General features: G+C 42.9%; 24 protein-coding genes and 1 tRNA gene. 2 read left to right on the top strand and 23 right to left on the bottom strand.

All coding sequences use genetic code 11. The annotated features are described in order from the left end of the window. The 6 genes from SHALO_RS12375 to SHALO_RS12400 are packed head-to-tail and all read right to left on the bottom strand — an operon-like array spanning position 1 to position 6,043. The gene (locus SHALO_RS12375) at positions 1-831 is read right to left on the bottom strand and encodes a CheR family methyltransferase (protein ID WP_069478784.1); all 831 of its coding nucleotides are present in this window, start codon (positions 829-831) and stop codon (positions 1-3) included. Beyond that, complete coding sequence (locus SHALO_RS12380; protein WP_069478785.1) at positions 831-2,852, bottom strand: chemotaxis protein CheA; 2,022 nt, start codon at positions 2,850-2,852, stop codon at positions 831-833. The genes SHALO_RS12375 and SHALO_RS12380 overlap by 1 nt, the downstream gene beginning before the upstream one ends. Then, positions 2,845-3,114 carry a hypothetical protein gene (locus SHALO_RS12385; RefSeq protein ID WP_025345808.1) on the bottom strand — a complete coding sequence of 90 codons (270 nt, stop codon included), beginning with the start codon at positions 3,112-3,114 and terminating at the stop codon, positions 2,845-2,847. Before SHALO_RS12385 ends, SHALO_RS12380 begins: the two co-directional genes overlap by 8 nt. Positions 3,115-3,167: 53 nt before the next feature. Beyond that, on the bottom strand, positions 3,168-5,147 hold the full coding sequence (locus tag SHALO_RS12390; protein ID WP_069478786.1) for a methyl-accepting chemotaxis protein: 1,980 nt from the start codon (positions 5,145-5,147) through the stop codon (positions 3,168-3,170). Positions 5,148-5,159: 12 nt separating this feature from the next. After that, the gene (locus tag SHALO_RS12395) at positions 5,160-5,654 is read right to left on the bottom strand and encodes a chemotaxis protein CheW (protein WP_069478787.1); all 495 of its coding nucleotides are present in this window, start codon (positions 5,652-5,654) and stop codon (positions 5,160-5,162) included. Positions 5,655-5,656: 2 nt separating this feature from the next. After that, positions 5,657-6,043, bottom strand: a complete 387-nt coding sequence (locus tag SHALO_RS12400) for a response regulator (RefSeq protein ID WP_025345811.1) — start codon at positions 6,041-6,043, stop codon at positions 5,657-5,659. Between the two features lie 183 nt (positions 6,044-6,226). Here SHALO_RS12400 and SHALO_RS12405 point away from each other — a divergent pair, with 183 nt between their 5' ends. Both SHALO_RS12405 and SHALO_RS12410 read left to right on the top strand, forming a co-directional pair. Next, a complete protein-coding gene (locus SHALO_RS12405) occupies positions 6,227-6,745 on the top strand; it encodes a J domain-containing protein (protein WP_069478788.1) in 519 nt (172 codons plus the stop codon). Positions 6,746-6,794: 49 nt separating this feature from the next. Further along, positions 6,795-6,870: transfer RNA gene (locus tag SHALO_RS12410), tRNA-Ala, on the top strand. Positions 6,871-6,970: 100 nt separating this feature from the next. Here the strand turns inward: SHALO_RS12410 and SHALO_RS12415 are convergent. The 17 genes from SHALO_RS12415 to SHALO_RS12495 all read right to left on the bottom strand — a co-directional run bounded on the left by SHALO_RS12415 (position 6,971) and on the right by SHALO_RS12495 (position 20,216). Next, on the bottom strand, positions 6,971-7,405 hold the full coding sequence (locus SHALO_RS12415; protein ID WP_069478789.1) for an MOSC domain-containing protein: 435 nt from the start codon (positions 7,403-7,405) through the stop codon (positions 6,971-6,973). After that, positions 7,389-7,826 carry a DsrE family protein gene (locus tag SHALO_RS12420; RefSeq protein ID WP_069478790.1) on the bottom strand — a complete coding sequence of 146 codons (438 nt, stop codon included), beginning with the start codon at positions 7,824-7,826 and terminating at the stop codon, positions 7,389-7,391. The genes SHALO_RS12415 and SHALO_RS12420 overlap by 17 nt, the downstream gene beginning before the upstream one ends. 47 nt (positions 7,827-7,873) lie before the next feature. After that, positions 7,874-9,664: a thiosulfohydrolase SoxB gene (soxB, locus tag SHALO_RS12425; RefSeq protein ID WP_069478791.1), complete on the bottom strand. Its 1,791-nt coding sequence runs from the start codon at positions 9,662-9,664 to the stop codon at positions 7,874-7,876. Positions 9,665-9,676: 12 nt separating this feature from the next. After that, positions 9,677-9,994 carry a hypothetical protein gene (locus tag SHALO_RS12430; protein WP_145923260.1) on the bottom strand — a complete coding sequence of 106 codons (318 nt, stop codon included), beginning with the start codon at positions 9,992-9,994 and terminating at the stop codon, positions 9,677-9,679. A gap of 8 nt (positions 9,995-10,002) precedes the next feature. Beyond that, positions 10,003-10,911: a sulfur oxidation c-type cytochrome SoxA gene (gene soxA, locus SHALO_RS12435; RefSeq protein ID WP_069478793.1), complete on the bottom strand. Its 909-nt coding sequence runs from the start codon at positions 10,909-10,911 to the stop codon at positions 10,003-10,005. A 258-nt stretch (positions 10,912-11,169) separates the two neighbouring features. Next, the gene (soxZ, locus tag SHALO_RS12440) at positions 11,170-11,463 is read right to left on the bottom strand and encodes a thiosulfate oxidation carrier complex protein SoxZ (RefSeq protein ID WP_069478794.1); all 294 of its coding nucleotides are present in this window, start codon (positions 11,461-11,463) and stop codon (positions 11,170-11,172) included. A 58-nt stretch (positions 11,464-11,521) separates the two neighbouring features. Beyond that, positions 11,522-11,974, bottom strand: coding sequence for a thiosulfate oxidation carrier protein SoxY (gene soxY / locus SHALO_RS12445; protein WP_069478795.1), 453 nt, complete (start codon positions 11,972-11,974; stop codon positions 11,522-11,524). Positions 11,975-11,989: 15 nt separating this feature from the next. Further along, on the bottom strand, positions 11,990-12,358 hold the full coding sequence (soxX, locus tag SHALO_RS12450; protein WP_069478796.1) for a sulfur oxidation c-type cytochrome SoxX: 369 nt from the start codon (positions 12,356-12,358) through the stop codon (positions 11,990-11,992). A gap of 10 nt (positions 12,359-12,368) precedes the next feature. After that, positions 12,369-13,487 carry a c-type cytochrome gene (locus tag SHALO_RS12455; protein ID WP_069478797.1) on the bottom strand — a complete coding sequence of 373 codons (1,119 nt, stop codon included), beginning with the start codon at positions 13,485-13,487 and terminating at the stop codon, positions 12,369-12,371. Further along, positions 13,465-14,778 (bottom strand): sulfite dehydrogenase, encoded by a 1,314-nt coding sequence (soxC, locus tag SHALO_RS12460; RefSeq protein ID WP_145923261.1) that lies wholly within the window; start codon positions 14,776-14,778, stop codon positions 13,465-13,467. The genes SHALO_RS12455 and soxC overlap by 23 nt, the downstream gene beginning before the upstream one ends. 53 nt (positions 14,779-14,831) lie before the next feature. Beyond that, positions 14,832-15,569 carry an alpha/beta hydrolase gene (locus tag SHALO_RS12465; protein ID WP_069478798.1) on the bottom strand — a complete coding sequence of 246 codons (738 nt, stop codon included), beginning with the start codon at positions 15,567-15,569 and terminating at the stop codon, positions 14,832-14,834. Next, positions 15,560-16,168 (bottom strand): pentapeptide repeat-containing protein, encoded by a 609-nt coding sequence (locus tag SHALO_RS12470; protein WP_069478799.1) that lies wholly within the window; start codon positions 16,166-16,168, stop codon positions 15,560-15,562. The genes SHALO_RS12465 and SHALO_RS12470 overlap by 10 nt, the downstream gene beginning before the upstream one ends. Before the next feature lie 3 nt (positions 16,169-16,171). Beyond that, on the bottom strand, positions 16,172-16,570 hold the full coding sequence (locus SHALO_RS12475) for a thioredoxin family protein (RefSeq protein ID WP_069478800.1): 399 nt from the start codon (positions 16,568-16,570) through the stop codon (positions 16,172-16,174). Position 16,571: 1 nt separating this feature from the next. Then, positions 16,572-17,351 carry a cytochrome c biogenesis CcdA family protein gene (locus SHALO_RS12480; protein ID WP_069478801.1) on the bottom strand — a complete coding sequence of 260 codons (780 nt, stop codon included), beginning with the start codon at positions 17,349-17,351 and terminating at the stop codon, positions 16,572-16,574. 318 nt (positions 17,352-17,669) lie between these two features. Continuing rightward, a complete protein-coding gene (dgt, locus tag SHALO_RS12485) occupies positions 17,670-19,112 on the bottom strand; it encodes a dGTPase (protein WP_069478802.1) in 1,443 nt (480 codons plus the stop codon). A 16-nt stretch (positions 19,113-19,128) separates the two neighbouring features. Then, positions 19,129-19,986, bottom strand: coding sequence for a transglutaminase-like domain-containing protein (locus tag SHALO_RS12490; RefSeq protein WP_238585329.1), 858 nt, complete (start codon positions 19,984-19,986; stop codon positions 19,129-19,131). 2 nt (positions 19,987-19,988) lie between these two features. Next, the gene (locus SHALO_RS12495; protein WP_069478804.1) at positions 19,989-20,216 is read right to left on the bottom strand and encodes a DUF350 domain-containing protein; all 228 of its coding nucleotides are present in this window, start codon (positions 20,214-20,216) and stop codon (positions 19,989-19,991) included. Between the last annotated feature and the right edge of the window lies 1 nt (position 20,217).

A 20,217-nucleotide genomic window follows, 5' to 3' on the forward strand; every position in this document is an offset into this window, starting at 1 on the left:
TTAAGCCTTTTGATAAATTGAAGCACTCTTCGATCTAAAATCTTTTTTCATATCCGTAAGCGCTTCGGAACTTCCTATAAAAAGATACCCATTTTTTGGCAAAATCGTGTAAAATCGATCCACAAGTGCACTTTGGGTTGATTTGTCAAAATAGATCATCACGTTACGGCAAAAAATAATGTTAAGGGCTTTCGCATCAAAAAGTGAATAATCCCCCGTAACGAGGTTAAATTCTCGAAACAAAATTCTCTGTTTCACTGCGTCACGAATGCGGTAAAACGCTTCACCTTCGACCATTTCCGTGCTAAAGTATTTGCGCAAATAGAGCTCGTTTAAAGAGAGAATGGCTTTTTGACTGTAAAGACCATTCATCGCTATTTTTAACACTTTTGATGAAACATCGGTTGCTAGAATCTTTATATCATACTGCGTATAATTGGGAAGATGTTCCATAAGAAACATCGCAATACTGTATGGCTCTTCGCCACTTGAGCACGCTGCAGACCAGATGCGAAGTTTGCCACCTGAGCGCTCTATAATGGAAGGAAGTTCTCTTTTTAAAAACTCCCACTGTTTTGCTTCTCTAAAAAACGAGGTCACATTGGTCGAAATAAGCGAAGAGAGATACTCTAGCTCGCCTCTTTTTTTATCGGCGACTAAATAGTCATAATACGCCCCAAAGCTCGAAAGTCCTAATTGCTTGACCCGTTTGGCGAGTCTCGCTTGCACCAGATAAATCTTATGATCGCCTAAACTAATGCCGATGTGTTGGTAGATGTATGCCTGTAAAAGCGCAAACTCTTTACGCCTTAAAACGAGCCGTTCAACCATCAGTACAACTCTTCAACGTTTAAGATGAGCGCTATTTCGCCATTGCCCATCACAGCACCTCCACTGACTCCCTCTGTTTTGGCTAAAAATCCACCCAATGTTTTAATGACCACTTGCTGTCTGCCCACCAATTCATCCACCAAAAGTGCAAATTTACCCCGCGCATTTTCAATGCAAACCAGCGTACACTCCCAAGGATTTGGCATGCCATCATCCAATTCAAGCACACGAGAAAGGCGCACAATCGGCAAAAGTTCGGAACGCAACTGCACAAATTCCTCTTTGCCGCCTGCACTGTGCACGCTCGTCTCTTTGGGTCTAAAAGACTCGGTGATGCACAGCGTTGGGATAATAAAAATCTTCTCGTTGGAGCGGACAATCATTCCATCAATAATCGCAAGTGTGAGAGGTAAAACGATGGAAAACGTCGTTCCTTTTCCCTCTTCTGAGCTAATATCAACTTTCCCGCGCACCACTTCAATGGCTGTTTTAACCACATCAAGCCCAACACCGCGCCCCGAAATGTCGCTGATAACATCGGCAGTCGAAAACCCTGGTTGCATGATGAGGGCGTAAATTTGGGCATCGCTGAGCTCTTCATCTTTTGACACAAGCCCACGCTCTAGCGCTTTGTGATAAACTTTGGCTTTGTTGATGCCTCGTCCATCATCTTTCACTTCAATGATGATAGTGCCCCCTCGATGGTAAGCGCGAAGGTTCACCATGCCCTCTTCGCTTTTACCTGCTTTGAGGCGCTCTTCCACACTGCTTTCGATGCCATGATCGATGGCATTACGAATGATATGCACCAAAGGATCCGAAAGCGCTTCCACCATCGTTTTATCGATCTCGGTCTCTTCACCCTCAAGCATCAGATGAATCGGTTTATTGACCTTTTTAGAAGAGTCCCGCACCACACGTTTCATCTTATCAAACGTGTCACGAATCGGAATCATCCGCAAACTCATCACACGGTTTTGAATGAGGCGCGTGATCTTGGAGAGGTTTTCAATTGTTTTGGTCACCTCAGCATCGGCAATTGCTTTAATTTTCGTATTTTCACCCAGATAATTTTGGGCAATCACAAGCTCGCCAATAGAATCAAAGAGTTCATCCAGTTTCAGAGCATCGATCTTGAGGAAGTTTTTAGAAACAACGGTACTTCGTTTGATCTCCTCTTTCTCTTCAGGCAAAACCACACTTTTAGATGCCTCAACACTCTGGGGCGCAACTGCTTTGGCGTGGATTTCTTCCACTACGTACTCATTCTCTTCTAAAAAAGCAAAAATATCTGCAATGCTTTCAGCCTCTTTTTCACTCGCGAGATACAGAGTCACTTCTTGAATAGCGTTACGCTCAACATCGAAAAGTTCTTCAGCACTATACTCAGGCACTCGCCAAAATGAGGCTAAAATTCTCCCTACATGTAAAAGGTTTTTGAAGTATAAAAAATGGTCAAATCCGCGCAGGTAAATATCTTCATCAAAGCGCAAAATGATCTTAAAAAGGGTTTCATTCGGGCGCAGTTCTACTAAAAAATCTTCACTGACTGCGCTGGGAACTTGAAAAAAAGCATCATTGCCAAACTCCAAAGAGAGGTCATTATTGGAGCTCTCTTCAGGGGCTTTAATGTCGTTTACATGTAAAAGAATTTGCTGAATCTTTGCGAGGCATGGCGTGTACTCCACAGGCAATTTTTCGCTCTCATCCACCTCACACAGCAGTGTCTCTTTGATGACATTGACACTCTCTAAAAAAAGGTCCACATCCACACTGCTCGGCGTTACATCGCTGTTTCTAAAGTAGTCAAGGACATCTTCAAAATGGTGAACAAACTCTCCAAGTCGCGCAAAATTAAACGCATTGGCACTGCCTTTGAGGGTATGGACACCTCTGAAAATTTCATTGAGCAGTGCTTTATCATTCGGCGATTCTTCATAATTGATAATATCGACATCCATCTTTTCGATGATCTCGTTTGCCTCTTCGATGAAGATTTGTCTTAGTTTTTCTCTACTCATGCGTTATCCAATTCATCATACCATACGACTCAAGATCAAGACGCATTGAGTCAATAAAATCGATCTTAAGAGAAGGTTTGGTCCGTTTGATCCAAAAAAGCAACGCGAAAAGTGCCGAAGTCGAAGGGATGCCATCGCGAGAGCGCAATAAGACAATCTCCTCAATATACCCCAAACGATCTTTGATGAACTCTTGAAGCGTTTTGACCTCTTCTAAATCCATCTCAATATCCAGTTCTAGCACATCTCCATCTATATACATTGCACACCTTTGTCACAGATCTTTTACACGACGCTTTACATGTAAAGGGAACACTAAAACTCTTTTAAATCATCTTCATCCAAAGGGAACACCTCTTCGTTACTGCGTTTTGAAGCAGAACTAAAGGTCGACTTTGTTCGTTTAGGAGCCATTGCTAAACGCTTTGGAGGCATACTAAGGCTTGAAGTCGAGGCACGTTTAAGAGACGCTGCTTTTGAAGCCTCTTTTCCCATATCGTACCCTGCAAGAGCTGCAATCTCCGCCACACTCTCCAGCATCGAAAGCGCTTGCGCATTAAGCTCCTCAGCCGCTGCTGCGGTCTCTTCAGACGCTGAAGCATTTTGTTGGGTGATTTGATCAACCGAACCCATTGCTGTAGCGATTTGATTCATCCCTTCGGCTTGCTCTTTAGCTGAAATGGCAATCTCACCAATCAAATCAGAGGTCTTTTTAATGCTTGTCAATATCTCGGTAAACGACTCTTTCGTACGGTTCGCCACTTCGGTTCCCATCTTCACTTGATCGATGCTCGCTTCGATAATTCCCGTAATCTCTTTCGCCGCTCCCGCACTGCGTTCTGCTAGGTTTTTAACCTCTTCCGCGACCACGGCAAACCCAAGACCATGCTCACCTGCACGCGCCGCTTCTACGGCTGCATTGAGCGCTAAAAGGTTGGTTTGGAATGCGATTTCATCGATTGTTTTAATGATTTTGGCAATTTTTTGAGACGAATCGGTGATCTTCTCCATCGCCACCATCAGGTCGCCCACTTGTTGATTGCCGATGCGTGCAGCGTCATTGGAGTGTTGCGCCAAAAGATTGGCTTCACGGCTATTGTCTGCGTTTTGATTATTGCTTGCCGTTGCTTCCTCGATGGTTGCACTGACCTCTTCCACACTGCTCGCTTGTGAACTTGCCCCTTCAGCCAAAGAGACTGAAGCAGAGCTAATTTGCTCACTCGCGCTTACCACCTGAGCCGTTCCCTCGGAAAGGGATTTGACAGAGTCAACGACCACTTTTACAATACTTCGGATCAAGAAGAATGCAAGAATAATACTAATGATTAAACCTACGATCACACCCACAATCATCGCAAAAGAAGCAGTAGAAAGTGAACTACTGGTCTCTTCCGCAATGGTGACAATGGAGTTAAAGCCCTCTTCTGTAATAGCATCAATCGCGATGGAAAGCTCCCCAACAACTTGCAAACGTTTCTTTTGCACTTCATTCGTCTCTTGCATGACCGCAACAAACCCTTTTAAAGACTCTTCATACACTTTAGCTGAAGATTCAATGGCATTAAGATACCCTAAAGCGACACTGTCCGTTGTTTGCGCCTTCAATGCGCTTACATCTTGAAACAAAACATCAAATTTTTTGATCGCACTTTCAAGTAACGCTGGATCTCTCTTGACCTGAGCACGTTGTCCATAGACCCTTGAGTAGGTTCCAATACTTAGAACATCATCAATTTTTGCAAGTTTACTGTAGCGTTGTTTTAATTCAGCAGGCGAAATACGATCATTCATCTCTTTAAAAAGCTGCTCTTCTTGTGTCTGTCGATACAACTCAACGCTTTTAAGAAACAGTGCTGCGTTGTTGACAGTCGCTTCATCAAATAGTTTTTTCTTAACTAAAATCTTCTCATTTTGCTCTACTGTGGTGACATACTCTGCCAATGCTTTCGCTGCTGCTTTTTGATGTTCCAATAATTTTTTGAGATTGTTTTTTTTACCAAGCTCTTCGACTTTAAGAAGATTGGCTTGAAGATCTGCAAAATTGGTTTTTGCTTTGCTTAAAGCCACTTCATCATCAATGGAGATAAAACTCAAAATGTTATAGCGTGCATTGCTAAAATTTTGCATCACCTGACTTGCAAGTGTGACTTCTGGCACATACACCGCTGAAAGACGTGTCGCATCCGAAGAAGCACTGCGCATTGAGATAATACCTGTTAACCCAATAATCAATACGATGGCGATTAAAACCCCAAATCCTAGTGAAATTCTATACCCTAATGTTGCATTTTTCATGACACTTCTCCTTTACGCTTCGCTGGCTGTTTTACTTAAATTTTGTACCATAGTGAGTTCCTCTTCACCAAACAAAGCGAGTAGGTCTAAGATCATGACCACTTTTTGTTTGTATTGCGCCATATTTTTAATAAATTTGGTATCGATGTGACCACCAAATTCGGGTGGAATGCTTAAATGCTCCTCTTCCACATTGATGACCTCTTCCACCTTGTCAACAATAAAACCAATCTGCTTTTCCCCAAGTTTGATGATAACAATCGCGGTATACATATGCGCAGGAATGGAAGGCATATCGAATTTAAGACGCATATCGACCACGGGGATAATATTACCCCTTAAATTCATCACCCCTTGAATAAACTTGGGGGTTTTAGGCACTGGAGTGGTTTTCATCATCGCGATGATCTCTTTCACATCGGAGATGTGCACCCCATAGACCTCCTCTTCTAAATAAAACGTCAAGAAACGATTGCTCGTTCTATCGTTGTGTTTTTTTTGCTCCATTGCTATAGTCCCAATACCATGCTAATCGCTTTGACCAATTTGTCATCGCTAAAAGGTTTGACCATCCAGCCTGTAACGCCGATAGCTTTACCGCGAGCTTTCATCTCAGGAGAACTTTCTGTTGTTAAAATTAAAATAGGTCGATTTTTAAATTTATCATGGGCTTTTAATTCAGACGCAAGATCAAGTCCACTCATTTGTGCCATGTTGATGTCACTGATTAAAAGATCATAATCTTCACTTCCCCTCAAAAGGGCATCGCGTAATTCAGCAGGATTGAGATACGTAGCAAGCTGAATAATTCCTTTGTTAACCATCTCCTCAAGCGCCATCTGCGCTGTTGCAAGAATCGTCTTGGAATCATCCACTAAAATGACTCGTTTACTCACATCATCTCCTTGTTAATTATTGATATGTATCCTACCATAATTGTCATACGGTCACATTACGGTCATATTCGCTTTACCTGAAAATATAACTTAAAGAATATTAAAAAAGTGTTAATACCGACGAAGAAAGGGTACTAAATAAGGAATTAATTTTGCTTAGGTTCTTTAAGCAAAGGAGGAATCATGAAACTGCATCTCAAATCGGATAGTATTACCATTCACGCTGCAGAGAACTCTTCACACTATTTACATGTAAGCCATATTTTGACGCATATACTCGGTCGATCCTTTTGGGTCAATGATACTCTGATTAACTTCGTGACGCCTCAAAACAGTGAACAACGTCAAGCGTTTTTAACCTCGTTATACTACGCCTGTGCCCTTAGCTCCAAAACTCACAATGCCTCGTTCTTAGAAAAGCTCCTACACGCTTCCCAAAAACCCATTCGACTTGTCAAAAAAAGGTTGATTCGCCCTTTCAAAGAGGTACCAATAGATCCTTATGGCTTGCTCAACGCCAAAAAGACAGAGAGTCTAGCCTCCATTCGCAAAAAATACCTCACCCTTGCAAAGCTGTTCCACCCTGATGCCATCGCCCAAGAAGATGAAACGAGTGTGAAAGCATCCACAACAAAATTTCAACAGATTCATGAAGCGTATGAGAGCATCAAAGCAGAAAAAACAAAAAAGATCGCCGCGTAAGAGCTTTTCTTAAGCTACGCTTGGTTAGAATCTCATTTCCACTTTATGTGGGGCATTAGCTCAGCTGGGAGAGCGCGACGCTGGCAGCGTCGAGGTCAGCGGTTCGATCCCGCTATGCTCCACCATTCTTCAAGCCATCTTCTTTACTCTTCCCTCTAAGCAATAAGTCATTTCAACGCATACCATATCTTTACATGTAAAGATATAGAAAAAGAAATGGCGACTCTAAAGCAGTACCACATTAGATTTTTTTGTGACAATACCGCTTTGAATAATCTTGCAATACATTCCACGATGTTCGCATATAAGGGTTGGAAGGGTTGTGTCAAATGCTGATAGGTGCGTGCAGATGGAGCATTTTTCGGTTATTTGAAGTTTGGCATCCCCAATTTGTATCATTTTGCCAAGAGATAATTCATGTGGGTCGAAGCTTAGGAGTATGTTTTCGCCCAAAGAGCCTTGCTCTAGCTCGATACCGTGTTGTTGTGCAATGTCATAAGCGATACTTCCCACTATCATCACAGAACGCTCTACATTTTTGCCAGCAAATTTGTCATTTTTGATGCCGTGTCCTTCGAGCAACTCCAAGTGCTTGACACGGGGTCGAATAGGACCTTTAAACTCGTTTGGAGCGCTAAAGAGTTCAATAAGGTGTAACATCGATCCATCCACCGTTCACGCGTTCTATCACCTCAGCAACCCCTGCTTGAACATAACTTACCCCTTCTATAAGATCACCTGTTTGCCAGCTCATGCTTTCCATCGTATTTTTACATGCAATGAGCTCAATTTCATACGCCGTTAACGACTTAATGCGTGCAAGCGTTTTGGCGTCAAAATCTTTTTTGATGACTCTTACACCTTTTGCGTAAAAAATGAGCGCTACTTTTAAGGACTCTGGTGGGTACTCTTTGAGGACGTTATTGACCGTATCCAGTGTATGGTTGATTGTTTCAAGATCATTGGTGGAAATTCTAATCACCCATTTGCGTGGCGCCTCAAAGCTAGGTTGAGGATCGCTAAAATTCATCTGTGCAAACAGCGATAGACTCAGCATCAAAAGAAGAAGAATTGGTTTCATGTATGGCACCTAAATTTGGACAAAGCAGACGCTTTGTCCTTGTAATGTTAACGTTTGTATAAAGAGAGCTCAATACCTGGATTATCTTTGACTCCGATGATATCGGGAGATTCCAGTTTGATACTTTTGATATGCTTATGATCTTCGAGGTATTTGCTCACCGTATCCCAGATAGGCTCGCCTTCTGATTGTGACCCAACGGTTGACCACCCTGCTAGCTTATACACTTTTGCAGCTTCGATCTCTTGGCCTGAGCTTAATTTCAGATTGGTGATGCGTTGACCTATCTTTTTCATAGGATCGATTGTATACGAAAGCCCACCTGTTCGCACCATATCGCCACCTTGTTGCATGAAAGGATCTTCATTGAACAAGTTGTCGGCAACATCTTCAAGAATAAGATGAATATCACTCCCTTTGACCTCGCGCAGATAAGTTTCAGGATAGGTCATCGCCGTTTGCGTCGCAATGTCTTCAAAGGTGATCGCCTGCCCCATAGGAACGCTGGTTCCCCATCTAAAGCCCGGTGACATGGAGATGTCGGCACCTTTGACTTCACGAAGGGCATCACAGATGATTTGATCAAATGTACCATTAAAGTTACCTCTTCGGTACAGTGTCTCATCGGTTGTGGCTATCTTTTTCTCTAACAGCGCTTTATAGGGTGCTCGAACGGTTTCGATGTAGGCTTTCATCACTTTATCTTCAGGCACGATGTCAGAGAAAACAGGTAAAAGGGTATACCTAAAATCAGTGACTTTTTTGTTCTTAATCTCCAAATCTAATACGGATATAAATTTGCCGTTGGAGCCAGAGTTCATCACGTACGTTGTACCCGCTGCATTTTTCACAGGGTATGCTTCAGGTACGCCATCGTGCGTGTGTCCGCCTAAAATGAAGTCGATGCCACTGACTACTTCTGCCATTTTCTTATCGACATCGTACCCATTGTGAGACAAGCAGATGATCGCATCGGGTTTCTGTTTTTCTTGGATGGTGTTGATGAGCTCTTGCATCTCTTCAGGCTTAATGCCAAATGACCAGTTAGGGATAAAACGTTGAGGATTGGCAATAGTGGTGTACGGAAAGGCTTGTCCAATCACAGCAACTCTGTTGTTACCCATTTTCTTCATCGTATAGGGCTTAAACATTCTTCCGCTGTCTTCATCAAAGACATTTGCAACGGAGCCTTCCATCAAAGCTTCTTCTTTGACAAAGACATTTTGCGCAATGAATTCTGATTTGAGAAGCTTAATGTTGTCCATAATTTCCTGTTGGGTGTATGTAAACTCCCAGTGCCCCGTGCAGACATCAACCCCTAAGATATTGAGGGCTTCGACCATATCTTTTCCACGGGTTTGAAGCGATGTCCAACTCCCTTGCCACGTATCGCCACCATCCAAAAAGAGCGTTTTATCTTTGCCAAAATTCCCGCTAAGGTGCTCCACTAAGGTTTTAATTTGAGCAAAACCACCCACACGATTGAACCGTTTGGCATTGTCGTCGTAATTCAGACAGGTCAGCGCATACTCCATTTTGCTTCCACTGGTGATGCCATAGCGCTTCGCAAAGTTGGAGCCTACGATATGAGGAGGCTTTCCAAAATTAGAGCCATAGCCCAAATTGACACTGGGTTCTCTAAAATAAACCGGCATCAATTGGGCATGCGTATCGGTGATATGCAAAAATCTAGCATTGCCAAAATTTTCGAGATTGTAATAATCCTCAAGCTTATCAATCCCGTATAATTTCTTATGCGACTTTGCAAAGACTTGCGTTCCACCAAGCCCTAAGATGGACAAAAGGTAGAAAAATTCTCTTCTGTTTAATGAACTCATGAACGCTCCCTTTTATTTTACGACGACAGCTTGCCACGTTTTATCATACTCAGCCGATTCTTGAAGCGCAATGTCAGACTCCAATTTAGCACGATTTGCTAAGTCAATCGCCTCTTGATATTTAGCCTCTTTTGACATCACTTTAGCCTTGGCTATGAACTCATGGGTTTTTCTCCATGCCACATTGGCATGAATGGCTTCGCCATAGCGCGCTTCTGCAGCAGCAATTGCCATATCAGCACTTTGCTGCGAAACTTCGCTCGACGCATTGGCTGTTGAAAGTAGTACCATGACTACGGCGTTGATAAGTAAAAATATCTTTTTCATCATTATCTCCTCTACTTTCGTGTGTCTGGGCCATCTATCTTAAGCCCATTTGACATGTATGTTAGAAAATACTCTAAGTTTCGAAGCTCTTTGGATTGCATTTTTGGAGCTAGTGAACCCGTGTCTTCGATACACCCTTGCAATCTTCGCTGAAGCGTACCAATCGCTCCCCACTTCAGTCTGTAAACAGGAAAATGCGTTACCGAACCCAGTGTTGGACTTAAAGCTTCTGCTCTAATTCTCTGTCCTGAACCTGCAATATGACATTCAGCGCAATTCAGCGCAAAATAACCCCGTTGTTTATAAAACTCTTTTTTACCATCATCATACGCTTCCATCGCTTCTTTGGTTGGAATTTTAATGGCGAGAGGTTTGCCTCGTGACTCGAATGCCATATACCCCATAATTTTTGCAATATCATCTTGTTCATATTTCAATGCGTTTTCACCATTTTTAACACGACATTCATTGATGGCAACTTCTAGCGTTACAACCTCTTTTTTGGTCGTATCAAACAGTGGATAGATATCTCTAACTGCAGGATTTGGGAAACAATCCGCATACGATTTACCATTGGCAAATTTTTTATAAAACAACTCTTTTCCCTCATCCAAGGCTATCTCATAAGGAGGAAATTCATTGATTTCAGCTAGTTGTTCTTTGGTTGGTCTATACCAAGAAGCTGTCCCATGAGCAAAATCTTCTAATTTCACAGGATAGATATAATCTTTTTTAATCTCTTCAGGATCAACATACGGAAAATAACTAGCAGATTTTCCCAGTGGATCGCTAAATTTGGTTAAAAAATAGTTTTGCATAGCAAGCCTATCTTTCTCGGCTTGCACATCAAATGCCCCTGCACTTAAAAAGGCACATAGCACTGTTGATGCTACGATAATTTTTTCGATTGCTTTTAACATTGTTCCACCTTTTTTATTTTAGCTCCTGACACGCTTTTAAAGCAAAGCTCTAAAAGCTACGCTAACGCTGTGTTCTCCTCGGCGGAGTGCCCGCGCACCTTTGGTGCTTTTTTCTTTAGCTCCTGACACACTTTTAAAACAAAGCTCTGAAAGCTATGCTAACGCTGAGTTTTCTTCGGCAGAAAGCTCACGCACCTTAGTACTTCTTTCTTTAGCTCCTGACACGCTTTTAAAGCAAAGCTCTAAAAGCTACAAAGTTTATTTGAGATCAAACTCACCTTGTTCTGTTTCGCCCGTGTTGTCTTTCCATGAGACATCAATTTTATCGCCTACTTTGGCACCTTTAAACATAAACTTTATAAAAGGGTTTTCTGAAATACCCACGCTTGGATACATGGTATAAACGGTTTTCCCGCCATGCTTAACCAATAACTCTTGGATATATTTAGCTGTTTTATTGGTTTTTGCATTGACCATTTGCATCGGATGTTTTATGAGAAGTTTGACTTCTGCTACGTCATCTTTGACTTTTGCTATTACTTTGATTCCCATTGTATTTCTCCATTTAAGTATTTATAATATTTTTCGTGCATTGCTGTGAAAGGTTTTATCAACCACCACATCCACCAACAGTCACTTTAACCTCTTTGGTTGCCGTATGAAGTGTGCCATCTTTTGTTTTGACCACTAAAACAACATTACTCGTCTCACCCATTCGTATACGTGTTGAAAAATCAGGGATGGTATTTTCATTGATTTGCCAAACCGCAATGAGTGGGTAAGGGTTTTTCTCAACAAAAAGGGACATCTCTACAACATCGGGTAGTGTCGTTGAAATCGTCACAGGAACAGCTCCACCATTTTCTGCTATATCAGGAACTTTGAGTTCAACCTTGCTGTCTGCTGCTGATTTGGCTTGTCCATATAAATCGCCCATGGCTTCAGGGGCACTTTTAAACGTAAATGCTTTCGCATGATCTTCTAAAAACCCCGCGTACAGTGAAGGAGAAAGTACTCCAAGGGCAATAAAACCACCTATTTTTATAAAATTTCTTCGTTGCATAGTTGTCTCCTAAGTTTATTTAACGGTATATCTAATGTACGCAATAACTGCGTCTATTTCGTCTTTGGTTACCCTAAGATTTCTTCCCAATGGAGGCATCGTTGAGTTGGGGGTATCGACATTGGGGTCCCAAATTTTGTTGAAAAAGTATTCATCAGGAAGTCCTACAAAATTGGCAAGATTGGGTCCCATATTGCCTTCTTGCTCAATCCCCGAACCCGTAAGCGTATGACACGCTAAACAGTTCCCCCTTGATATATCTTTGTAAACGGCTTCTCCAAGCTTAATCTTCGCATCCTTGCTCATCTCTTTATCTGCGGCTACCATACCCGTTACAAGTAGCGCCGTACACGAAAGAGCAATTACTAATTTGATAGGCATCATCGTTACTCCTTTATTTACTTTGGTTGATCATATATGCTGCAGCTTCATTCACGGCATCATCACTTAGATCAGTCGCTCCACCCTTTGGAGGCATTGCACCCACTCCCATGATAGCGTTCTTTAAGACCGTATCCAAGCCTTTACTCATCGCCTTTGCCCATGCGGTTTTATCTCCCAACTTTGGAGAACCTGCAAGACCTGATTCATGACACCCTGCACAGTAGGTCACATAGGTTGCTTTCCCTGGAACATCGCTTTCTGCTTTGCTTCCAACCTCTCCATAAAAGTAGCGCTCTTCTCCAAATTCTGGCTCGACCTCTGTGCCATCGGTTACAATCCGTTGAATCGTCACTTTGTTAAGATCAAGACAATCTTTCATACACCGTTTATTCTGTGTATCGGATTTTCTTAGATTGTTGTATTCAAACCCTTTTTCGTTTGGCATGTGCACCGCTTTGATAAAAGCCGCATCAATGACCGTATCATCTTCGATGGCTTCTCCATTGACTTTGATGTCATTGACTTGGAGCAAGTAGCCCAAAATGCCATACACTTCACTGTTCGTAAGGGATTTAGGCGAAGAGAGTGGCATCGCCGTTTGAATGTACCAAAACATCGGTGCGATGTAAGGAAGATAACTGCCAAATGTCTTTAAGGGGCCAGGTTCTCCGCCATTTTGAGGATGTAGTTTGAGTGTGTTTAGACCTCCTGTAAGCACAGGAAATTTATCCACGCCCTCACCAAAATCGCCATGGCATGCGCCACATTTTGCGATAAACACTTCAGAGCCCTTCGCAACACTCATGCTTCCTTTTGGCAACCCTTTTCCATCCGGTCTGACATCGGTATCCCATGCCTCAACTTGCTCTTTGGTCGCTTTTTCGCCAAGATGAAACCCTTTGGCACTAAAAGGTGAAGCATACACATGGTTAACACTAAAATTTTGAGGCTTTTTGATAGCACCATCATTGTTGATTTTATTGCCGTGCATGTCTATTGTCTCGCTCGGATAGGGGTATTTATCGGGATTGGCGGGTGTATAGCTCAGTGATTCACTCATCGCAGAGGACGCGTACAACAGTGTTATCACACCCGCTATCGCGATATTATGCTTCATAGATGTGAACATTGTGAACCTCCCCGTTGCTTTTAACTTCCCAAGTTTGGATGGCATTTCGATGATACACCGCCTCTTTACCTCGTGCCGCATTGATTTGGGTGGCTACGGGTTGGGTAAATCCTGTATCGTCCGTTGCTCTGCTTTGGAGCATCATAGGCTTTCCATCCCATTCTATTTTAAGCGCGAACCTCGTGACGGCTTTGGGCAGTTGAATACTTGTGAACTTAGCCTCCTTCCATGTTTTTCCCCCATCAGTGGAGATATCAACATACTTTATCGTTCCTTTGCCAGACCATGCGATCCCTTCTACCATGATAGGTCCTTTTTTCTGACCAACCCAATTGCGCTCAGGACACGGCGAGGTAATGACGGAATTTGCTTCAAATACCCAGTTGTACATCAAGGCGTGACCATCTTTTAGCAGCATCGTGTATTTGGTGCTCTCTTCTCTGACCATCCACGATTTCGTGTCAAACTCCAATCGCTTCAACCACTTCACCTGCATAACACCTTCCCAACCCGGCAAGAAAAGCCTGATGGGATAGCCCTGTTCAGGTCGAAGCGCCTCGCCATTTTGGGCATAGACCAGCATCGCATCATCGAGTACTTTTTCTATCGGGATGGAGCGCCCCACACCCGCAGGGTCTGAGCCTTCAGGAAACATCCATTTGGCTTCGGGTTTGAGTCCAATATCTTCCAATATGGTTTTTAAAGGAACACCCGTCCATTCGCTACACGCCAACATTCCATGTGTGACTTGCAAGGAGTCCATGCCAGGCCCACGAAACTCCATACCGTTGTTGGCGGCGCATTCAAAGGAGTGAATGACACTGATGCTTGGGTATCGTTTAATATCTTCGAGTGTTAAAACAACTTCTCTATCCACCAACCCGTGAATCAATAAACGATACTCTTTAGGGTTAATATCAATCACACCCCCATGACACCTCGTAAAATGAAGCCCATTGGGAACGATGATCCCTTTTAAATCCTGCCACGGAGTAAAGCTAACCGATGCTTTTCTATCAGCCGTCAGCCAAGGAACTTCACGCCTAACCACATGTTTCTCAAATCGAGAAGGCATTCCATAAGGATCGCTGTTATTATCCCGTCCCCATTTCAATCCCCAGTCAGGATTGTTCGGAGGTAAGTTGTTTGGATTGATGGGATACTCAGCATGAAGCTGTGTAGCGCTACCAACCGTTGCCAACGCTGCAGCCGAGTAGAGAAAACTTTTTTTTAAAAAATTTCGTCTACTGCTCTCTTCTTTAAAAGAGTCTATTTCATAGGTATCTCGCAAGTTTTCCTCCCGAAGTATATGTATTTCAAATTTTCTAATATTATGGTGATTATTTAGTGACTACTCTTTAAAAAGCCATCGATATACGGTTTCACTCTTGGCAACAACACGACACCATGCCCATCGCTTGAAATCAACAGCAACGAACCGCGCAATGCCTCTTTAGTATACGCAATCGCTCGCTCTTGCGCACCCAAAGGGTCATCTTTACCTGCGATAAACAAGGAAGGCGCTTCTGAGTACATCAGCGATGTTTTGATAGCTTCCTCATCTCCACCACCTGGAGATAACGCGATCAGCGCGATAGGCTCAGCCTCTACCATCAAAGGGATGATCGCCCCAGCCCCAAGAGAGGAACCAACAAGGATCAGCTTGTGCATATCGATCTCTTTTTCGCTAGAGAGCTTGCTTAGCCACTGCGACAAATCACCCGTTATTTTTTCAAATCCCACATTCTTTTTGCTCTCTTCAATCGCACTGGCGATGTGATCCATTCGGGTATCCGCGCTAATTTTGACTGTGGTGCCATTTTTCATAATCGACTTACCATGACCTCGAAGATCCACCATCAAAGTTGCATACCCTTTTTGGTTAAACTCTCCAGCCATCTCTTTCCAGATGGTATGGTCTGCGCCAAATTGATGCGCAAAGAAAACGATGGGATAGTTCGCTTGTTTTTGCGCGGGATAATCCAACCAGCCGTGCATCACAAAACCATCTTCACTGGTGATAGTGATCTCTTTTGCAAACAGTGACATACAGGCAAGGAGTAAAAAGATGACTACAGGCATTGTGTGCTCCCATCCATGATGGCACCATCTTTTTTGGCAGCTTCACAATCTTTCTTCAAGAGTTTTGCACCGTGAAGTTTGGTCTCCCAAAAGATGGCGCCCTCTAAATTGGTGTGGCGCAAATCCACACCTGTCATGTTGGCTTGACCCAGTTGGGCTTCTTTCATCGTGACATTTTTAAGATTTGCCCCTTGAAAATTCACCGCCCACAGTCGTCCACTACTCATATCCGCATTTTCTAAATTGGCATTTTCCAAAGACATCCCTTTGGCATCCGCCCCCACAAAACGTGCATTTTTGAGGTTTGTACCGCTCCAATTTGAGGTATAAATAATCGCCCCTTCAAGATTGATGCCAATGGCTTCGGCATCGGAGACATTGGCTTTGGCAAAACTGGCTCCGCTAAAATCACCTTTATTGAGGGTTGCAAGCGAAAGATTGGCATTATCTAGCACAAATCCTTGCGCTTTAATGCCACTCAGATCTGCGCCACTTAAGTCGCATCCTACACACGCTTTGTCTTTCATCAGTTTATCAACCGCTTCGTTCGCAAACAGCGATGAGAGCACACAAAAGATTAAAATGACTATGTTTCGCATCGCTTATCCTTTACTTTTTGCTTTTTCTAAAAACTGCAAAAATCGATCGCTTCTTGTTCCACCGATTTGCCTCTCTACAATATTTCCCTCTTTGTCGGTGATATAAAACGTTGGAACGCCGATACGTGGGTATTTTGCAGGCACTTCCGTCTCTCTAAACTCAAGGGCGACATTGACAAAATTGGCATCCATATACGCGCGTACTTTTTCATCTTTAAAGACCACATTTTCCATGTAAGCACACTCGGGACAGCCTTTGAGATGGATCATAATCATCATCATTTTGTTCTCTTTTTGTGCCGCTTCAAAACCCGATTTATAATCATGATAGAGCTTTGGACCATCACTGGCTAAAAGCAGTGAGCCAAGAAGAAGAAACATCAAGGCAAAGATTTTTTTCATATCAAACTCCTTTAAAACCGAGATTTAGGAAAAATTCTGTTAGCAAACTGATGCCACCCGTCGCAATCGCTACGCCAATGAGCACCAAAAGCGAACCTGCCACAATTTCGATAAGCTTAAAATGCTGTTTCATTCGGTTCATCACACCAATGGCGCGACTCGTCAAGAGTGCGCTTAGGAAAAAAGGAACGCCTAGTCCTGCGGCGTAAAGTGTCATTAAAATCGTTCCTTGCATCGTGTCATCCCCAAATGAAGCCATGCCTAAAATACCGCCTAAAAGCGGTCCCACACACGGTGTCCACCCTAGCGCAAATGACATGCCGAGTAAAAAAGGGGCAAAGAAATTTAAGACATACCTAAACATGCCGCTCTCACTCTTTTTCATCCCTCCAAAATCTGCTCGCTGTTCGTAATTGAGGAATTTAATATCGATCGCGTGCATTACATGTAAACCAAAAATGATGATAATGACACCAGCAACTACCGCGACGTATTGATTGCGCATCCATTCGCCGATGAATGTTGAAGCCGCTGCGCCTAAAAGAATAAAAATAAGGCTAAATCCTGCGATAAAGAGTAAAGAGGCGGTGAGAACTTTGGTTTTTGTGCTTGAACTCATTTTTTCGTCGTCTTTTAGCTCCGCAAGAGAAAGCCCAGAGATGTACGATAAATAGGCAGGAATCAAGGGTAAAACACACGGACTTAGAAACGTAATAATCCCTGCTAAAAAGCTTACAAGGTACGGCGCACTGGTAAATGCAGCTAAAAGAGCGTCACTCATTTCAGTCCTCCAATTAATGACTACTAAAATGAGTATAATTGAAATATTTATAAAAATAACATAAATTTGTAACTTAGTTTTATATTTTTTTCTAACTTATAGTTGAGAATTGAGGGTGCTTTTTTTCGTTCAAATGAGAAATTATTTCAGCTTAGATGCCAAAACAGGCACCTTGCGTCATGTCATGGCGAAGTGATACATGCGAAATTTGCATAGAGTTTAATCAGAGGGGTCAAAGGGCGTGAGTAATTTTGCACTGCATTTGCAAAAACTTCAACCACTCACGCCCTATGTTTACATGTAAAATGCACACGCCCGCTAAAGCGCCATCAATGTGCGATACTCGTGCAATGCAAAATCATCCGTCATACCGCTGATATAGTCGATGATAAGGCGCGTTCGATAATAAAATTCTAAAAGCATAGCGCTCTCTTCGTCTTTTCCCTCCAACGCTTTCACATCGTTTTGATACGCCACAATTTGCTTGGACGAGATGCGCTTAATCAACCTCATCGCGATGAAACACTCTATTTTTTCATCACTCAACAACGCCTCAAACTCTTTACATGTAAGATTCATCAGCGGTTTGAAAACACTCAAAAGCCCATTGATGATCGCGTAGCCTTGAAGCTCCAAAGTTTGCACATCTTTGTTTTGGTAGATATGCTTTGTGGAGATCGTTTGTAAGATTTTGATCGCTTTGTAGTATTTGCTTTTCGTGTCGTATTCCAGTAGCGCAGAATTAAAACTGCCTTCATATATCGCTTCGTGGTTTTGGGTGTAAATATCGACCACATGAAACACCAACGAGGTCACAAGTTTGGCACGTACGAGCGTAAAAAAAAGATTGAATTGGTACGGTTCTTCATTCTTTTTGGCTTGATCGTACCGATCTTGAATCACTTCCAAAAGGTACGTCTCACCCTCTTTTTCGCACTCCGCTTTGATCAATTCATAAACCTTGTCAAGGCTCAAAATACCCTTCTCCACCGAGTCTTCCAAATCCGCCGTAAGGTAGGAGATGTCATCCGCCGCTTCCATGATGTAAGTGAGAGGAAAACGGTGTCCGTGTTTTACATGTAAAGCACTTTGTATCTTTTCAACAGCGCTTTTTTCACTGAAATAAAACCCTGGCTTTTTCATCAAATAATCAAACGGCTCGCCTTTTTTAGGCTTATCTTCATACGCACCACGCGTGTATTTTACCACCGAAGCGATTTGAGTGTAGGAGAGATTGAGGCGTTGTAATTTGGTGATGACACGAATGGCTTGAGCGTTGCCATCGTAATTGCACAGATCTTTGGCAAGCATTATTTTAAGCGCTTTTGTCTCTTCCGAAGTTGCAGGAAATGTCTCAAACAGAGGCAGCGCATTTTCAGCAATCCATTTGTTGATCGTCTGTTCCGCAAAATGCCCAAACGGAGGATTGCCGATGTCGTGAAGCAGACTGGTCATCTCCACCGTAGAGACAAACGCATTTTCAAGCCCTTCAAGCCCATAGGTTTTCAGCCCCTCTTTTTGAAGCTTGCTCAAAATACTCTTAGCAATAAACCGCGCAGTCTGCGATACCTCCAAAGAGTGCGTCAAACGCGTACGAATCGAAGCATTGAGTTCCAACGCAAACACCTGCGTACGCTTTTGAAGCCTCCGAAACGCAGGAGCGGAGAGAATGCGCCCACGGTCACTCTCAATGGAATAGTCCAGATTGTCGATGGGATTGACTTCTCTGGCGGTGGTGAGTTTTTTGCTGTAATCAATCATGGATGACCTTTTAAATTTATTGGCTAGAAGATGCCATGTTTTCTAAGTCTTTATAATAAGGGTTATGCGGAATGAACTTTCCACTTTTTTTCCACTTTTCATCTGCGTAGTTCGTTGTCAAAATGGTACCTTCATTGACCCAAAACTCTGTTCGATTGAACATGTACTTTGGAAAATAGTTAGGTTGTGTACTTGCCAGTGGGATAGCGTTCCATTTGGACTTTTTCGTTGCTTCGAGAAGATACTCATTTCCCTCGTTAAACAGAACAACCCACGCATGCCCCACAGGCGTTTTGCCACTGGACTTTGCAGTACCAACGACAACCCTAGCATCGTAACCAAGCCCGATAAGCCAGTCGGCTAAAAGCAAAGCATGGTCTTCACAGTCGCCACGAAGCTTGACATAAGACTCTTTTGCCGTCTGCCATACCTCTTTTCTATCGTTATACCCCACTTCGTCTAGTTGGTACTTCAATCTCGTTTGCAGATACTGCAAAATGACCCACATATTGTCCACTTTATAGGGAACAAAACCATTGAGGTAGCCATTGACAAAGTACATTTCATTTGAGGTGGCAGATTTGGCATACGCGAAGATTTGTTGGTTGTAGTTCGTGACAAAGTAGCCGTATCGGGCATTTTCACCTAACTGCGACACCTGCTTGATCTTGGTATGTTGTTTTCGCACAAGATCTTCCGCCTCACCCGCCTTTGGAACTTCGAGGTCATAATGGCGTGCTATATTTTGCACGGGTTTGGGTGTATCAACCTCCACAGGGTTAACAATAAGCGGCGGTAACGGCTCTTTTTTGCGCTCAAACCTCACAAGAAAAATGATGAGCACAAAGATAATGAATAACGTTGAAGTTTTCACGTTCAATGGATGCCCATACCAACTATGATAGCGATAAAAAGCATGATGGAAGAGGCAAAAATCGAAGCGGCGACATTGCCATTTTTGATCTCTTGCTGAAGGTTTATCTCTTTTAAAAGCAATCGATCAATGCCTATCAACAACGTCACACTGACAATCAACGTCACCAGTGTAAAAAGCAGATTTAACCCCAATGTCACGTACGTTGCATTTAAAAATTCTGTTTCCATG

This window comes from Sulfurospirillum halorespirans DSM 13726, assembly GCF_001723605.1.
In the GTDB taxonomy this organism is placed as follows: domain Bacteria; phylum Campylobacterota; class Campylobacteria; order Campylobacterales; family Sulfurospirillaceae; genus Sulfurospirillum; species Sulfurospirillum halorespirans.

Coding starts and splice junctions, on each gene's coding strand:
- SHALO_RS12395 (WP_069478787.1), bottom strand. CDS start 5,654: ATGGAGCAAAAAAAACACAACGATAGAACGAGCAATCGTTTCTTGACG.
- SHALO_RS12375 (WP_069478784.1), bottom strand. CDS start 831: ATGGTTGAACGGCTCGTTTTAAGGCGTAAAGAGTTTGCGCTTTTACAG.
- soxX (WP_069478796.1), bottom strand. CDS start 12,358: ATGATGCCTATCAAATTAGTAATTGCTCTTTCGTGTACGGCGCTACTT.
- SHALO_RS12455 (WP_069478797.1), bottom strand. CDS start 13,487: ATGTTCACATCTATGAAGCATAATATCGCGATAGCGGGTGTGATAACA.
- SHALO_RS12415 (WP_069478789.1), bottom strand. CDS start 7,405: ATGTTACACCTTATTGAACTCTTTAGCGCTCCAAACGAGTTTAAAGGT.
- SHALO_RS12465 (WP_069478798.1), bottom strand. CDS start 15,569: ATGCCTGTAGTCATCTTTTTACTCCTTGCCTGTATGTCACTGTTTGCA.
- SHALO_RS12420 (WP_069478790.1), bottom strand. CDS start 7,826: ATGAAACCAATTCTTCTTCTTTTGATGCTGAGTCTATCGCTGTTTGCA.
- SHALO_RS12495 (WP_069478804.1), bottom strand. CDS start 20,216: ATGGAAACAGAATTTTTAAATGCAACGTACGTGACATTGGGGTTAAAT.
- soxB (WP_069478791.1), bottom strand. CDS start 9,664: ATGAGTTCATTAAACAGAAGAGAATTTTTCTACCTTTTGTCCATCTTA.
- soxA (WP_069478793.1), bottom strand. CDS start 10,911: ATGTTAAAAGCAATCGAAAAAATTATCGTAGCATCAACAGTGCTATGT.
- SHALO_RS12470 (WP_069478799.1), bottom strand. CDS start 16,168: ATGCGAAACATAGTCATTTTAATCTTTTGTGTGCTCTCATCGCTGTTT.
- SHALO_RS12385 (WP_025345808.1), bottom strand. CDS start 3,114: ATGTATATAGATGGAGATGTGCTAGAACTGGATATTGAGATGGATTTA.
- soxY (WP_069478795.1), bottom strand. CDS start 11,974: ATGCAACGAAGAAATTTTATAAAAATAGGTGGTTTTATTGCCCTTGGA.
- soxZ (WP_069478794.1), bottom strand. CDS start 11,463: ATGGGAATCAAAGTAATAGCAAAAGTCAAAGATGACGTAGCAGAAGTC.
- SHALO_RS12380 (WP_069478785.1), bottom strand. CDS start 2,852: ATGAGTAGAGAAAAACTAAGACAAATCTTCATCGAAGAGGCAAACGAG.
- SHALO_RS12475 (WP_069478800.1), bottom strand. CDS start 16,570: ATGAAAAAAATCTTTGCCTTGATGTTTCTTCTTCTTGGCTCACTGCTT.
- SHALO_RS12480 (WP_069478801.1), bottom strand. CDS start 17,351: ATGAGTGACGCTCTTTTAGCTGCATTTACCAGTGCGCCGTACCTTGTA.
- SHALO_RS12430 (WP_145923260.1), bottom strand. CDS start 9,994: ATGATGAAAAAGATATTTTTACTTATCAACGCCGTAGTCATGGTACTA.
- dgt (WP_069478802.1), bottom strand. CDS start 19,112: ATGATTGATTACAGCAAAAAACTCACCACCGCCAGAGAAGTCAATCCC.
- SHALO_RS12390 (WP_069478786.1), bottom strand. CDS start 5,147: ATGAAAAATGCAACATTAGGGTATAGAATTTCACTAGGATTTGGGGTT.
- SHALO_RS12405 (WP_069478788.1), top strand. CDS start 6,227: ATGAAACTGCATCTCAAATCGGATAGTATTACCATTCACGCTGCAGAG.